The following is a 14,177-nucleotide window of genomic DNA, read 5'->3' as shown; positions in this document are numbered from 1 at the left end:
CGGCCAGCGCCTCAGTACGTCCAGCGCTGCGCCTTCGAGACGAGGAAGTCGCGGAACGCCTGGACGCGGGCGACCGTGCGCATCTCTTCGGCGTAGACGAGATAGCTCTCCAGCGTCGGCATCTCGCTGTCGCGCAGCACCTGGACGAGGTGGTCGTCGCCGTCGACCGCGTAGTCCGGCAGGATGCCGATGCCGGCGCCGGTCTCCATCGCGCGCTGCAGCGCGCCGATGTTGTTGACGGTGAAGGCGACCGGGCGGCGCTCGCGGCCCTCACGGCCGACATTGGCGAGCCAGTGCGCCGCCAGCAGGTAGGACGGCTCGTTGCCGCCGAAGGAGACGAGGCGGTGCTCGTCGAGGTCCTCGACGGTCTTGGGCTCGCCGAAGCGCTTGACGTAATCCTGGCTGGCGAAGGCGTGGTAGTGCACCGTGAACAGCCGGCGCTGGATCAGGTCGGGCTGGGCCGGCCGGCGCATGCGGATCGCGACGTCGGCCTCGCGCATGGCGAGGTCGAGCTCCTCGTTGGTCAGGATCAGCTCGATCCGCACGTCCGGGTAGAGGTCGAGGAATTCGGCGACGCGCTGGGCGAGCCACGCGGTGCCCAGCCCCACGGTGGTGGTCACCTTGAGGTCGCCCGACGGCCGCTCGCTGGTCTCGACGAGGCGGGCGCGGGTGTTCTCCAGCCGGAGCTTCATGTCGCGCGCGGCGCGGAACAGAAGGTCGCCCTGCTCGGTCAGGATCAGGCCGCGGGCGTGGCGGTGGAACAGGGGCGCCTTAAGCTCGCGCTCCAGGGCGCTGATCTGGCGGCTCACCGCGGATTGGCTCAGGCCGATGTCGTCGCCGGCACGGGTGAAGCTGCCGGCTTCCGCGACGTTGAGGAAGATCCGGATCTTGTCCCAATCCACGGCGAGACTCCCTCACGCACCCAGACGACGCCGAGGCACGCGCGCCCCATTCCGGCCACCCGCGCCGTCGACCGACGCGGGCGTTTCCCGGACCCGCTGCGACGCATCGGACCCGGCCGCGGTCGAACGGGCCCGGCCTCGTCGCGACGCCCGCCACTCATGCGTCCTGAGCATGGTCGCGCGCAAGGCGCCGCAAAAAGAAAATGTTGACAGATCCTCGGCGCGGGGCCGAACCGCGCAGTCCTCACCCGCCCGAACGGGGATTCGGGCCGGTGGACGAGCTCGCGCCTACTCGGCGGCGGCCTGTTGCGGGCTCTCGCCGATGTCGAGGTTGGCGAGGTACTTCTCCGCTTCCAGCGCAGCCATGCAGCCCATGCCGGCCGCGGTGATCGCCTGGCGGTAGACGTCGTCGGTGACGTCGCCGGCCGCGAACACGCCGGGAATCTCGGTCTCGGCGGTGCCGGGGCGGACGCTGAGGTAGCCGCCGTGGCGCATCGCGAGCTGGCCCTCGAACACCTCGGTCGCCGGCTTGTGGCCGATCGCGACGAACACGCCGTCGACCGGCACCGCGCTGGCCTCGCCGGTGCGGGTGTCCTTGAGGCGCAGGTGCGTCACCGACGGCGCGGGCGTGGTGGTGCCGCAGATCTCGTCGATCTCGCGGTTCCACAGCACCTCGACGTTCGGATGCTTGAACAGGCGCTCCTGCAGGATGCGCTCGGCGCGGAAGCTGTCCCGGCGGTGGATCACCGTGACCTTCGAGGCGAGGTTGGCGAGGTACAGGGCCTCCTCGACGGCCGTGTTGCCGCCGCCGACCACCGCCACCGGCTTGCCGCGGAAGAAGAAGCCGTCGCAGGTGGCGCAGGCCGAGACGCCGCCGCCCTGGAACTTGGCCTCCGAGGGCAGGCCGAGCCACTTCGCCTGGGCGCCGGTGGCGATGATCAGCGCGTCGCAGGAATAGGTCTCGCCGGAATCGGCCTCGAGCCGGAACGGGCGCACCTTGAGGTCGACCTTGGTGATGTACTCCGACAGGATCGTGGTGCCGACATGCTCGGCCTGGAGCCGCATCTGCTCCATCAGCCACGGCCCCTGGATCGCCTCGGCGAAGCCCGGATAGTTCTCGACGTCGGTGGTGATCATCAGCTGGCCGCCGGGCTGGAAGCCCGAGATCAGCAGCGGCTGCACCATGGCACGGGCCGCGTAGATCGCGGCCGTGTAACCGGCCGGCCCCGAACCGACGATGATCAGCCTGGAATGGGTGTGGGCCATGACGTCCTCGAATCCCTCGCTCTAAGCCTCGGCGGCGTGCCGGCCGGCTGGCAGACCGCCCTGTGCCGCCCGGAAGGCGGCGTAGCCGTCGGCGAGCGCCTGGGCGATCACCGGCGTGGCGTTGATCGGCTTGTAGGCCAGCGGCTCCAACCGCCCGGTAAACGGCCGCAAGGCGCCGGCCATCGCCAGCCCCGCGAACATCCGCCGGTGGCGGATATAGGTACGCGGCAGGTCGAACAGCAGGACCGGTGCGCCGGTGGAGACCGCCTCGCTGACCATGTTCGCCGAATCGGAGGTGACCACCACCGCGTCGGCCAGCGCCAGCATCGCCACGTAGGGGTTGTCGCCGCCGCCGTCCCAGAGGAAGCCGCCGGTCTCCGAGACGAGCGTGCGGATCGCGTCGCGCAGGGGGTCCGGCGTGCGGCGCGAGACGGTGACCATCAGCCGGCAGCCCGACCCGGCGAGCTTGCGCAGGTCGTCGACCAGGCGCTGCATGTCGAGGGCGCGATAGCTCAGGTGCCGGCTGTCCCCGCCGATCAGCACCGCGACCCGCGGCCCGTCGAGCGCCGTCAGCCGGGGGTCTGGCCGCGCGCGGGCGGCCGCGATCCGCTCGGCGGTGACGAGGTGCGGCGCGGTCAGCGTGGTGAAGACGTTGGGGCCGCGCAGGTCGTCGTAGTCGGGCACCCAGATGAAGTCGGCGCTGTCGTGCCCGGTGCGCGGGTCCTTCAGAAAGGCGGTGAAGGTGCGTCCCGGCGCGGCCCGGCGCATCGCGCGGAGATAAGGCACCGCGCGCCGCCCGGAGGCGATCAGGATGTCGGGATAGGGCCCGGCCAGCGCGCCGCGGCTGCGATACGGGCCCTGGCGCGGGTCGATCGGCCCCCACGGCGCCGTCCAGCCGAACGGGCCGCGCGACGGCACCCGGCGGATCTCGTAGGACAGGCGAAGGGTCTCGGCGATGCCGACGCACTGGTTCTCGTCGCCGGCCTTGCCGTCGGTGACGATCCAGGCGCGGGCGCCGGAAAGCGCCGGGGCGGCGTGCGTCTCGGAGGGGGGGATCACGTCAGTCGACGGGCAGGTTGCGGACGAGCCAGTCGGCGTAGATGTCGGCGATGGCGGTCACGCGGCGGCGCTCGGATTGCGGATCGTACCACGCCCCGCCGAAGCTCGACGGGGTGGCGGTGAGCTGCGGGTGGCGCCCGAGGATCGCGCCGTCGCGGGCGACCAGCAGCGCCTCGCCGTCGAGGTAGTCGTTCTGCGAGCCGCCCCCGAAGCCGGAGCGGCCGCTGTTGTTGCCGCCGGCGTAGGGCCGCAGCGAGAAGCCGCGGACCAGGACCACGAGGCTCGGGCCGCGGCCGCCGAGGCGGGCCGCGAAGCGGCTGCGCAGGGCCGCGGTCAGGTCGGCGCGCAGCGCCTCGGCCTCTGCCCCGGCGCCGAGCGCCACGAGCGGGCGAACGTCGACGCGGACGTCGGAGAAGCGGTCGCCCCGTAGGCTCGGAAAATCGCCGGCCGAGGCCGGGGCGGCGACGGCCGAAGCGGTCACGGCCAGGGCGGTCACGGCCGGTGCGGCCAGAGCCGGGTGGGCCAGCAGCCCGGCGATCCAGCGTCGCGCCATCCGCACCGGTCAGCCCCCGTACCGGATGCCGACGACCTCGTAGGACTTGCCGCCGCCGGGCGTCGTCACCTCGACGGAATCGCCGACGCCCTTGCCGATCAGCGCCCGCGCGATCGGCGAGGTGATCGAGACCCGGCCCGAATGCACGTCGGCCTCGGGCTCGCCGACGATCTGGTAGGTCTTCTCTTCCTCGGTATCGTCGTCGACGAGCTTCACGGTCGCGCCGAACTTGATCTTGTCGCCCGAGAGCTTGGTGACGTCGATGATCTCGGCGCGCGCGATCAGGCTCTCCAGCTCGAGCACGCGGCCTTCGTTGTGGGACTGCGCCTCCTTGGCGGCGTGATACTCGGCGTTCTCGGAGAGGTCGCCGTGCGCGCGCGCCTCGGAGATCGCCGCGACGATGCGCGGGCGCTCCACCTGCTGGCGGTGCTTCAGCTCCTCCTCCATGGCTGCGAAGCCACGCACCGTGATCGGAACCTTGTCTATCGCCATCGTCTCGCGCCACAATGAAGAGGCCCGGCCGGACACGGGGATGCCGCGCCCTCCGGGCCAGATTCCAAAACCTGTCCGAGCGCAGGGTCCGCGATCGGTCAGATACGTCGTGTCGCCGCCCGGCTTCAGGCTGCGAAGTATTCCTGCAGGGCGCGGACCCGAAGGTCACCTTCGAGATAGGCCTGAATGCCCTCGGCCGCCGCCATCGCTCCGGCCAGAGTGGTGTAGTACGGCACCTTATGCAAGAGGGCCGCCCGGCGGAGCGAGCGCGAGTCCGACAGCGCGCCGGCCCCCTCGGTGGTGTTCAGGACGAGCTGGATGTCACCGTTCTTGATCGAGTCGACCACGTGCGGCCGGCCTTCGAGCACCTTGTTCACCCGGTCGCAGGCGACGCCGTTCTCGACGAGGTAGCGCTGGGTGCCGCCGGTCGCCACGATCGCGAAGCCGAGCCCGGCCAGCAGCCGGATCGAGGGCAGGATGCGCGCCTTGTCGCCGTCGCGCACCGAGACGAACACCGTCCCCGAGCGCGGCACCTTGGTGCCCGAGCCGAGCTGGCTCTTGGCGAAGGCGACGCCGAAGCCGGCATCGAGCCCGATGACCTCGCCGGTGGAGCGCATCTCAGGCCCGAGGAGCACGTCGACGCCGGGGAAGCGCGCGAACGGGAACACCGCCTCCTTCACCGCGATGTGGTTGAGGACCTTCTTCTTCAGCCCGAACGCGGCCAGGGCCTCGCCGGCCATGACCCGGGCGGCGATCTTGGCGATCGGCTCGCCGATCACCTTGGCGACGAACGGCACCGTGCGGGACGCGCGCGGGTTCACCTCCAGCACGTAGATCGTGCCGTCCTTGATCGCGTACTGCACGTTCATCAGGCCGCCGACCTTCAGCGTCAGCGCCATCGCCTTGGTCTGGCGCTCCAGCTCGGCGATGATCTCGGGCGAGAGCGAGCGCGAGGGCAGCGAGCAGGCCGAGTCGCCGGAATGGATGCCGGCCTCCTCGATGTGCTCCATGATCCCGGCGATGAACACGTCGGTGCCGTCGCAGACCGCGTCGACGTCGATCTCGACCGCATCCGACAGGTAGCGGTCGAACAGCAGCGGGTTCTTGCCCAGCACCGTGTTGATCTGGCCGGTCTTGTCGTTGGGGTAGCGCGACTTGACCTCGGACGGGATCAGGCTCGGCAGGGTGTCGAGCAGGTAGTCGGCGAACTGGGCCTCGTCGCGGATGATCGCCATGGCGCGGCCGCCGAGCACGTAGCTCGGGCGCACCACGAAGGGCAGGCCGAGGTCGGCCGCGACCATCCGGCCTTGCTCGACCGAGTAGGCGATGCCGTTCTTGGGCTGCTTCATCCCGAGCTTGTCGAGGAGCCGCTTGAACTGGTCGCGGTCCTCGGCGAGGTCGATCGCGTCCGGCGAGGTGCCGAGGATCGGCACGCCGGCGGCTTCGAGCGCGCGGGCGAGCTTCAGCGGGGTCTGGCCGCCGAACTGGACGATGACCCCGTGCAGGGTGCCGTTCTGCCGCTCAGTCTCGATGATCTCGAGAACGTCCTCCTGCGTCAGCGGCTCGAAGTAGAGCCGGTCGGAGGTGTCGTAATCGGTCGAGACCGTCTCCGGGTTGCAGTTGACCATGATGGTCTCGTAGCCCGCCTCCGACAGCGCGTAGCAGGCGTGGCAGCAGCAATAGTCGAACTCGATGCCCTGGCCGATCCGGTTCGGGCCGCCGCCGAGGATGATGACCTTCCTGGCCGCGGTCGGCTGGGCCTCGTCGGCGACCGTGCCGGCGAAGGGGGCGACGTAGGTCGAGTACATGTAGGCGGTCGGCGCCTTGAACTCGGCGGCGCAGGTGTCGATCCGCTTGAACACCGGCCGCACCTTCAGCGCGCGGCGCGCCTCGCGCACCGACGGCTCGTCGGTTCCGGCGAGGACGGCCAGGCGCGCGTCGGAGAAGCCCGCGGCCTTGAGCTGGCGGAACGCGCCCGGCGTCGCCGGCAGGCCGTGCGCCTTGACCCGGTTCTCCAGGTCGATGATGCCCTGCAGCTGCTCCAGGAACCACGGGTCGATCTTGCACGAGGCGTGGACCTCCGCATGGCTCACCCCGAGGCGCAACGCCTGCGCGACGTTGAGCAGCCGGTCCGGCGTCGGCGTGCCGATCGCCGCCTTGATCGCGTTGTGGTCGTCGCCCTTGCCGAGCCCCTCGATCTCGATCTCGTCGAGGCCGGTGAGCCCGGTCTCGAGGGAGCGCAGGGCCTTCTGCAGCGATTCGGCGAAGCACCGGCCGATCGCCATCGCCTCGCCGACCGACTTCATCGCGGTGGTCAGCGTCGGCTCGGCGCCGGGGAACTTCTCGAACGCGAAGCGGGGGATCTTGGTGACGACGTAGTCGATCGTCGGCTCGAACGAGGCCGGGGTCGCGCCGCCGGTGATGTCGTTGGCGATCTCGTCGAGGGTGTAGCCGACGGCCAGCTTGGCCGCGACCTTGGCGATCGGGAAGCCGGTGGCCTTCGACGCCAGCGCCGAGGAGCGCGACACGCGCGGGTTCATCTCGATGACGATCATCCGGCCGGTGGCCGGGTCGATGGCGAACTGCACGTTCGAGCCGCCGGTCTCGACGCCGATCTCGCGCAGCACCGCGAGGGATGCGTCGCGCATCACCTGGTATTCCTTGTCGGTCAGCGTCAGCGCCGGCGCGACGGTGATGGAATCGCCGGTGTGGACGCCCATCGGGTCGATGTTCTCGATCGAGCAGACGATGATGCAGTTGTCCGCCTTGTCGCGGACGACCTCCATCTCGTACTCCTTCCAGCCGAGCACCGATTCCTCGATCAGCACCTCGTTGGTCGGCGACGCGTCGATGCCGCGCTCGACGATGTCGAGGAATTCCTCGCGGTTGTAGGCGATGCCGCCGCCGGTGCCGCCCATGGTGAAGGACGGCCGGATGATCGCCGGCAGGCCGACCTCGGCGAGCGCGATCAGGGCCTGGCCCAGCGCGTGCTCGATGTAGCGCTTGCGCCGGTCGCCCTCGCCCGCATGCCAGGTCTTTTCGAAGGCGGCGACCGCCGCGTCCCGGTCGGCACCGGCAGGCCACTGCGCCTCGATGCGGGCGATCTCGGCGAGGCGCCTGTCGCGGTCGGCCTTCTTCGGCACCGAGGCGTTGGCGAGCTCCGATTTCGGCGTCTCGAGGCCGATCTTGGTCATCGCGTCGCGGAAGAGATGGCGGTCCTCGGCCTTGTCGATGGCCTCGGCCGTCGCGCCGATCATCTGCACGCCGTACTTCTCCAGCACGCCCATGCGCTGGAGCGAGAGCGCGCAGTTCAGCGCGGTCTGGCCGCCCATGGTCGGCAGGATCGCGTCCGGCCGCTCCTTCTCGATGATCTTGGCGACGATCTCAGGGGTGATCGGCTCGACGTAGGTCGCATCCGCCATGTCCGGGTCGGTCATGATGGTGGCCGGGTTCGAGTTGACCAGCACGATCCGGTAGCCCTCCTCGCGGAGCGCCTTGCAGGCCTGGGTGCCGGAATAGTCGAACTCGCAGGCCTGCCCGATGATGATCGGCCCCGCACCGACGATGAGGATCGAGGAGATATCGGTGCGCTTCGGCATCGGACGCCTTGGATGCGCTCACGCGTGCCCGACCGCGCAGCCCGGCTCTCGGGGCGGCGCGGATGGGCGCAGGCGGCGGGATTGTCGTTGAGACCCGCGTCTACACGCAGCCGGAGGCGTTTGAAAGGGCGTGTGCACGCATGGTTGGGCCGCCCCGAAACCGGGGACGCGTTTCCGACCCGGCCGGGATGGGTTCAAGCCCTCTCAACGCTCGACCGGATGATGCGCCCCCCTCCCGCACGCGGGAAGAGGGATCGCTTGGCTGTCGAAGCAGGAGCGGAGAAACCGCCTTGCTCGCGTCAGAGGCCGGCGTAGAGCGCGGCGACGGCGCGGTCGATCGAGAGGTAGAACACGCCGAAGGCGACCAGCGCCGCGACCGCGAACTCCATGGCGACGCTCGGAAGCGTCTGCGAGCGGCGGATCACCTCGCGGCCGAAGACCAGCGAGACCCAGGCCAGCGTCAGCAGCGCCGGCATCACGAACAGGTAGGAGACCGTGCTCTCGATGTGGTCGAGGCCGTTGGCCGGGTCGAGGATCGCGCGGATGTTGCGCACCCACGGCGCGTAGCAGGCGGCGTAGAGCGTGGTCAGCCACGACAGGCCGACGGCGACCCCGAGATGGAAGCTGAAGATGCGGTGCAGACGGGAGAAGTCGTCGCGCGCGTCGTCGAAGGTCATTCGTCAGCCCCGTTCATCGTCGAGATCGGCCCGGCGACGATCGTTGCGGCGTCGTCGTTAACGGGCGGTTGACGACGGGATGGGGGACGATCCTGTGTTTTGTGTGACGCCGGGCCCCAGGCCCGGCGCCCAAATCGTGGCAGTCCCGGTCTAGCCGACGCCCTCGAACAGCGCCGAGGAGATGTAGCGCTCGGCGAACGAGCACGCGACCGTGACGATGCGCTTGCCGTTGAACTCCGGCCGGCCCGCCAGCTCCAGCGCCGCCGCGACGTTGCCGCCGGTGGAGATGCCGCCGGGGATGCCCTCGAGGCGGGCGAGCTCGCGGGCGGTCTCGAACGCCTGCTGGTTCGAGACGGTGATCACGCCGTCGACGATCGCGCGGTCGAGGTTGTCCGGGATGAAGCCCGCGCCGATGCCCTGGATCTTGTGCGGCCCCGGCTGCCCGCCGGAGATGACCGGCGAATCCGTCGGCTCGACCGCGAACACCTTCAGGTTCGGCAGGCGCGGCTTCAGCACCGAGCCGACGCCGGTGATCGTCCCGCCGGTGCCGACGCCGGCCACGAACGCGTCGAGCTGGCCGTCGGTGTCGTTCCAGATCTCTTCCGCCGTCGTCCTGCGGTGGATCTCCGGGTTGGCGGGGTTCGAGAATTGCTGCGGCATCACCGAGCCGGGGATCTCGCCGAGCAGCTCCTCGGCCTTGGCGATGGCGCCCTTCATGCCCTGCGGGCCGGGCGTCAGCGCCAGCTCGGCGCCGAGGAAGGCCAGCATCTTGCGGCGCTCGAGCGACATCGTCTCGGGCATCACCAGGATCAGGCGGTAGCCGCGGGCGGCGGCCACGAAGGCCAGCGCGATGCCGGTGTTGCCGGAGGTCGGCTCGACCAGGGTGCCGCCGGACTTCAGCTTGCCCGAGGCCTCCAGCGCGTCGATCATGTTGACGCCGATGCGGTCCTTCACGCTGGCGATCGGGTTGAAGAACTCGAGCTTCAGCAGGATCTCGGCGTCGATGCCGCGCGCCTGCGGCAGGCGGTTCAGGCGGACGAGCGGCGTGTTGCCGATCGTCTCGGTGATCGAGCCGTAGACGCGGCCATGGCCGGGCTTGCGGGCTGGGGTCTCGACAGATGCCATGGTCGCGAATCTCCGAAGGACGCTCAGGTGACGGCGCGCCGGGCCGCCCGCGCGGGGGCGGGACCGGGCGTTTCCGGAGCCGGGATATCGCGTGCGGCGGGCGGGGGCAATCGGGCCAAGTGCCGGATACGGCGATCATTTTCTCCCGCGGCGGCGAGCCTCGCCGAAGCGTGGAAGATCGCTTCTGCGCGGCCGGCGATACGGGGAAGATCGTTCTTCGCCGGCCGGGTCGCGGCGGCTGCGTCAGCGGGCGCCGAGCGCGAGAAGGAGGCCGAGGAGCGGCACGGCGGCTGCGATCCAGGCCGCGCCGGGGTGGAAGCTCGGCGGCGCGACGTAGCGGGAGGCGTCGTGCACGCCCGCGCGGAGGGTCGCTCGCCCGAGACCGATCTTTGCCGCCATGCGCCCCTCCGACCGTGAACCGGATCGAAGAAGGCGCGGGGGCGTCTCAAGGCCTGGTGAATCGGGCCCGGCCGCGTGGAAGCGTGGTCAACGGCGCCTTAAAGCGCGCGGTCGAACTTCAGCTCGCCGTTGGGGCTCTTCAGCACGAGCTGCGAGCCGACCATGTCCCACTGCGCCGCCGTGCGGAGCGCCACGAAGTAAGCCTGCTCGGTCGCCTGGAGGCTCTTGTCGCAGGACTTCTTGGTGAGGGCGAGCGGGCCGACCGCGAGGTGCTGCTCCTTTAGCGGGAAGGCTGTCGCCGCGAAGGTGTTGCAGCCGCCGTAGCCGCGGGCGCGGTACTGCTTGTCGATGATGAAGCTCGGCCGGTCGGTGCCGCCGAACGGCTTGCCGTTGATGCTCACCGCGGTCCAGGTCGAGTCCAGCGGAAACACCTTCTCGGTCTGCTTGGCGCCGGGGATGTACTGCTCTTTCTTGTCCTCGCCGCCGGGCCGGCGGTTGCCCTTGCCGAAGCCGCTGATCGAGTTCTGCGCCCTCGTCTCGGTCGCCGTGGTGAGAACCAGCGCACCGGCGGCGCAGGCCAGAGCGGCGATCAGCATCAATTTCATGGTACGCCCCTTGTCCCTCGTTTCCGGTGCGCCACCCTCGGGATGCCTTGGAGGCATTCGGGAGCCCGTGCCTGGGCCCGTGGCGGCGCGCGGAAGCGCCAATGCGATAGGATTTCAGCACAATTGTGGTCAAGGCGGCCGCAGGCGGGCTTTTGTCGGCGTCCCGCGCGAAGTTCGCCGGCCCGTCCGCAGGATTCGGGGCCGTTCGCCGGAATTCTGAAACGATCCGCGTTCCGCTCCGTTGTCACGCACCGGATGGCGGTCGGCCAGATCGGCGAATCGAGGAGAGTTCGGCTTGGCGGGATCTGACGAAGGTGGGCAGAGCGGCGCTGCCCCGAGGCCGTTGAGCCCGGTCCAGTCGCGGGCCGCGCGGGGGCTGCTCGGCTGGTCCGAGGCCGACCTGGCCGCCAAGGCCGGTCTCGATGCGGGCTTCGTGCGCGACTTCGAGGCCGGCACCGGCGATCCGCCCTCGGGCCAGGTCGAGGTCCTGCGCAGCGCGCTGATGACGGCCGGCGTCGCCTTCAGCGAGGACGGCAGCTCCGGCGTCCGGCTCACGCAGACCGGCGGCGAGGGCACCCGCCTCGACGCCTTGACCACCGAGAACGACCGCTGACCCGGACGCGGGGGCGCCGTCGGCCCCCGCGCTCCCGTGCCGCCTATGCGGCGACACCGCGTCGGCTCAGGATCGCACGATCCGAGGGCGCGGGGTGCGGGCGATGGCGGACCACAAGGCCGAGCTCCGCGAGACCCTGCGTAAGATGGAGGTCGCGACCGGCGAGGCAGCCGCGGCCTGCCTTCCGCGCCTCGTGGCCCGGCTGCGCCACCACGAGACCCGGCTTCCCGGTCATCCGCTGATCCGCCCGTGGCGACGCTGGCGCATCCGCCGCCTCGCCGATGCCGTCGAGGATGCGCGCTGGCACGTCGAGCAGGGGCGGCTCGCCCGGAAGGGCGGGCTGTCCGGCCGCCGCTAGGCCGATCTTGCGGACAGGGCCGCCGCTCGTGCAAAGGGATGCCACGAGTGCGCCGCACCATCCGGAGACAACGCCCGTGACCGCAGACAACCCGCGCCGGCCCGACCACGCGGTCGATCCGATCTTCGTCGATCGCCGCTCCCCCCGCCTGTTCACCGGCGAGGCGGTGCCCGAGGCGGAGCTGATGCGGATGTTCGAGGCGGCGCGCTGGTCGCCCTCCTCCTACAATTCCCAGCCCTGGCGCTTCCTCTACGCTCTGCGCGACGACGCGAACTGGGAGACGTTCTACGGCCTGATCCTGCCGGGCAACCAGAAATGGGCAATTGGCACCGGCGCACTGGTGTTCCTCGTCTCCAGCGAGCGCATGAAGGTCGGCGACGAGCTCAAGCCGGCGGGGAGCCATGCGCTCGATGCCGGCGCCGCCTCGCTCGCCTTCCAGCTTCAGGCCAACCGTCAGGGCTGGCACGTCCACGGCATGGGCGGCTTCGACCGCGCGCGGGCGCCGGGGGTGCTCCACGTGCCGGAGCACCACACCATCCAGGCCGCCTACGGCGTCGGCCGCGCGGTGGCGCCGGAACACCTCGACGACGAGCAGCGTGCCAAGGAGGCCCATAACGGCCGGCGCCCGATCACCGACTTCGTCTTCTCCGGCGGCTTCCCCGCGACCGGCGGCTAGACGCGGGTGGACGCGCCCGAGGCCGGCTTCCGCTGGGACATCCCGGCCCGGTACAACATCGGCGTCGACGTCTGCGACCGCTGGGGCACCGCCGAGCCGGAACGCCCGGCGATCCTGGAGGTCGCCGCCGACGGCACCGTCGCGACCACGACGTTCGGGCGGCTTCGCACAGACTCGGATCGGCTCGCCGGAGCGCTCGCCGGCCGCGGGATCGGCCCGGGCGACCGCGTCGCGGTGCTGCTGCCGCAATCGACCGCCGTGATGGTGGCGCACGCCGCCGCCTACAAGCTCGGCGCCATCGCGCTGCCGCTCGCCGGCCTGTTCGGCCCGGAGGCGCTGGCCTACCGCCTCGCCGACTCCGGCGCGCGCGCCTGCATCACCGACGCGGCCGGGCTGGCCAAGCTCGAGCCGATCCGCGGGCAGCTGCCGGAGCTGTCCCTGCTAGTCTCGGTCGACGGCGCCTCGGGCGACGCGCCCGGCCTCGCCGACCTGCTCGCGGCCGCCGCACCCGACTTCTCGGCCCACGACACCGGCCCCGACGACCCGGCGCTGATGATCTACACCTCCGGCACCACGGGACAGGCGAAGGGCGCCCTGCACGGGCACCGAGTGCTGCTCGGCCACCTGCCCGGCTTCGACCGGATGCATGCTTTTCCGCCGCGCCCCGGCGACCTAATGTGGACGCCCTCGGACTGGGCCTGGGCCGGCGGCCTGCTCAACGTGCTGATGCCGGCGCTGCGCCACGGCGTGCCGGTGGTGGCCCGCGCCGCCCGGTTCGAGGCCGACGCCGCCTTCCGGCTGATCGAGCGCTTACGGATCACCAACGCCTTCCTCGCGCCGACCGCCCTGCGGATGCTGCGCGCGGTCGAGGCGCCGCGCACGCGCTACGACCTCTCGTCGCTGCGCAACGTCGCCTCGGCCGGCGAGGCGCTCGGCGCCGACACCTATCGCTGGGCGGAGGACGCGCTCGGGCTCGCCGTCGGCGAGGCCTACGGGCAGACCGAATGCAACCTCGTGCTCGCGGCCGCGCCGGCGGAAGGGATCGGCCGGGCGGGCTCGGCCGGCAAGCCGGTGCCGGGCCACCGCGTCGCGATCCTGCGTCCCGACGGCAGCGAGGCCGGCACGGACGAGCCGGGCGAGATCGCCGTCGCCCGCCCCGATCCGGTGATGTTCCTGCGCTACTGGAACCAGCCCGAGGCGACCGCGCGCAAGTTTTCCGGCGACTGGATGCTCACCGGCGACCAGGCCCGGCGCGACGCGGACGGCTACGTCCACTTCGTCGGCCGCGACGACGACCTGATCACCTCGGCGGCCTACCGGATCGGCCCCGCCGAGATCGAGGCCTGCCTGTGCGCCCACCCGGCCGTGGCGCTCGCCGCCGCGGTCGGCAAGCCCGATCCGCTGCGCACGGAGATCGTGAAGGCCTTCCTCGTCCTGCGCCCGGGCTACGCCGCCTCGCCGGCGCTCGCCGACGAGATCCAGGCCTTCGTGCGCACGCGGCTCTCGGCCCACGAGTACCCGCGCGAGATCGCCTTTCGCGACGCCCTGCCGATGACCACCACCGGCAAGATCATCCGCCGGGCGCTGCGCGACGCGGAGTGAGGCGGATGGCCTCCCTCCCCCTTCTGCGGGGGAGGGTGGGCCTCGCGTCAGCGAGGGTCGGGAGAGGGGAGCGACCTCTCCGGACAGCGCGCTCCCCTCTCCCGACCCGCTTCGCGGGCCACCCTCCCCCGCAGAGGGGGGAGGGAAGAGCCCTGTCGAGACTTCAGCGGCTTCCCCGGACGGGGTTTCGCCTCACACGAACAGCCGCTCGCCCTGCAGGTCCTTGTACAGCCCCGCCACCTGCTCGCCGT

The 14,177-nt window shown here is 71.1% G+C and carries 14 protein-coding genes; 4 read left to right on the top strand and 10 right to left on the bottom strand.

Annotated elements, in window-relative coordinates:
* Positions 1 to 11: 11 nt before the first annotated feature.
* From MKK60_RS23900 to MKK60_RS23855, 10 genes are all read right to left on the bottom strand, one after another.
* Complete coding sequence (locus tag MKK60_RS23900) at positions 12 to 902, bottom strand: LysR family transcriptional regulator (protein WP_147727817.1); 891 nt, start codon at positions 900 to 902, stop codon at positions 12 to 14.
* A gap of 288 nt (positions 903 to 1,190) precedes the next feature.
* On the bottom strand, positions 1,191 to 2,168 hold the full coding sequence (gene trxB / locus MKK60_RS23895; protein ID WP_243988829.1) for a thioredoxin-disulfide reductase: 978 nt from the start codon (positions 2,166 to 2,168) through the stop codon (positions 1,191 to 1,193).
* 21 nt (positions 2,169 to 2,189) lie between these two features.
* A complete protein-coding gene (locus MKK60_RS23890) occupies positions 2,190 to 3,227 on the bottom strand; it encodes a mitochondrial fission ELM1 family protein (RefSeq protein ID WP_243933913.1) in 1,038 nt (345 codons plus the stop codon).
* A 1-nt stretch (position 3,228) separates the two neighbouring features.
* Complete coding sequence (locus tag MKK60_RS23885; protein WP_243988828.1) at positions 3,229 to 3,780, bottom strand: hypothetical protein; 552 nt, start codon at positions 3,778 to 3,780, stop codon at positions 3,229 to 3,231.
* Between the two features lie 9 nt (positions 3,781 to 3,789).
* Positions 3,790 to 4,266: a transcription elongation factor GreA gene (gene greA / locus MKK60_RS23880; protein ID WP_187274882.1), complete on the bottom strand. Its 477-nt coding sequence runs from the start codon at positions 4,264 to 4,266 to the stop codon at positions 3,790 to 3,792.
* A 131-nt stretch (positions 4,267 to 4,397) separates the two neighbouring features.
* Complete coding sequence (carB, locus tag MKK60_RS23875) at positions 4,398 to 7,871, bottom strand: carbamoyl-phosphate synthase large subunit (protein ID WP_243988827.1); 3,474 nt, start codon at positions 7,869 to 7,871, stop codon at positions 4,398 to 4,400.
* Between the two features lie 299 nt (positions 7,872 to 8,170).
* Positions 8,171 to 8,548, bottom strand: coding sequence for a hypothetical protein (locus MKK60_RS23870; RefSeq protein WP_147727012.1), 378 nt, complete (start codon positions 8,546 to 8,548; stop codon positions 8,171 to 8,173).
* Positions 8,549 to 8,698: 150 nt separating this feature from the next.
* On the bottom strand, positions 8,699 to 9,673 hold the full coding sequence (gene cysK / locus MKK60_RS23865) for a cysteine synthase A (protein ID WP_243988826.1): 975 nt from the start codon (positions 9,671 to 9,673) through the stop codon (positions 8,699 to 8,701).
* Positions 9,674 to 9,916: 243 nt separating this feature from the next.
* Positions 9,917 to 10,072, bottom strand: a complete 156-nt coding sequence (locus tag MKK60_RS23860; protein ID WP_187276110.1) for a hypothetical protein — start codon at positions 10,070 to 10,072, stop codon at positions 9,917 to 9,919.
* Positions 10,073 to 10,170: 98 nt separating this feature from the next.
* On the bottom strand, positions 10,171 to 10,677 hold the full coding sequence (locus tag MKK60_RS23855) for an META domain-containing protein (RefSeq protein WP_243988825.1): 507 nt from the start codon (positions 10,675 to 10,677) through the stop codon (positions 10,171 to 10,173).
* Positions 10,678 to 11,020: 343 nt separating this feature from the next.
* On the opposite strand from MKK60_RS23855, the gene MKK60_RS23850 reads away from it, so the two are divergent.
* The 4 genes from MKK60_RS23850 (at position 11,021) to MKK60_RS23835 (ending at position 13,926) form a co-directional block, all read left to right on the top strand.
* Positions 11,021 to 11,290 (top strand): multiprotein-bridging factor 1 family protein, encoded by a 270-nt coding sequence (locus MKK60_RS23850; protein ID WP_147841634.1) that lies wholly within the window; start codon positions 11,021 to 11,023, stop codon positions 11,288 to 11,290.
* Between the two features lie 103 nt (positions 11,291 to 11,393).
* Entirely contained in the window at positions 11,394 to 11,648 is a 255-nt protein-coding gene (locus tag MKK60_RS23845; RefSeq protein WP_243988824.1) for a hypothetical protein, read from the top strand.
* Between the two features lie 76 nt (positions 11,649 to 11,724).
* On the top strand, positions 11,725 to 12,324 hold the full coding sequence (locus tag MKK60_RS23840; protein ID WP_243988823.1) for a nitroreductase family protein: 600 nt from the start codon (positions 11,725 to 11,727) through the stop codon (positions 12,322 to 12,324).
* A gap of 6 nt (positions 12,325 to 12,330) precedes the next feature.
* On the top strand, positions 12,331 to 13,926 hold the full coding sequence (locus tag MKK60_RS23835) for an AMP-binding protein (protein WP_243988822.1): 1,596 nt from the start codon (positions 12,331 to 12,333) through the stop codon (positions 13,924 to 13,926).
* The last annotated feature ends 251 nt before the right edge of the window (positions 13,927 to 14,177 follow it).

Origin of the sequence: Methylobacterium sp. J-092 (assembly GCF_022829325.1) — a bacterium.
Lineage (GTDB): Bacteria > Pseudomonadota > Alphaproteobacteria > Rhizobiales > Beijerinckiaceae > Methylobacterium.
Note: the sequence above shows the minus strand (reverse complement) of the source record. Positions and strands in the feature narration are given on the sequence as shown.

Coding starts and splice junctions, on each gene's coding strand:
- MKK60_RS23855 (WP_243988825.1), bottom strand. CDS start 10,677: ATGAAATTGATGCTGATCGCCGCTCTGGCCTGCGCCGCCGGTGCGCTG.
- MKK60_RS23845 (WP_243988824.1), top strand. CDS start 11,394: ATGGCGGACCACAAGGCCGAGCTCCGCGAGACCCTGCGTAAGATGGAG.
- MKK60_RS23860 (WP_187276110.1), bottom strand. CDS start 10,072: ATGGCGGCAAAGATCGGTCTCGGGCGAGCGACCCTCCGCGCGGGCGTG.
- MKK60_RS23870 (WP_147727012.1), bottom strand. CDS start 8,548: ATGACCTTCGACGACGCGCGCGACGACTTCTCCCGTCTGCACCGCATC.
- cysK (WP_243988826.1), bottom strand. CDS start 9,673: ATGGCATCTGTCGAGACCCCAGCCCGCAAGCCCGGCCATGGCCGCGTC.
- carB (WP_243988827.1), bottom strand. CDS start 7,871: ATGCCGAAGCGCACCGATATCTCCTCGATCCTCATCGTCGGTGCGGGG.
- MKK60_RS23885 (WP_243988828.1), bottom strand. CDS start 3,780: ATGGCGCGACGCTGGATCGCCGGGCTGCTGGCCCACCCGGCTCTGGCC.
- trxB (WP_243988829.1), bottom strand. CDS start 2,168: ATGGCCCACACCCATTCCAGGCTGATCATCGTCGGTTCGGGGCCGGCC.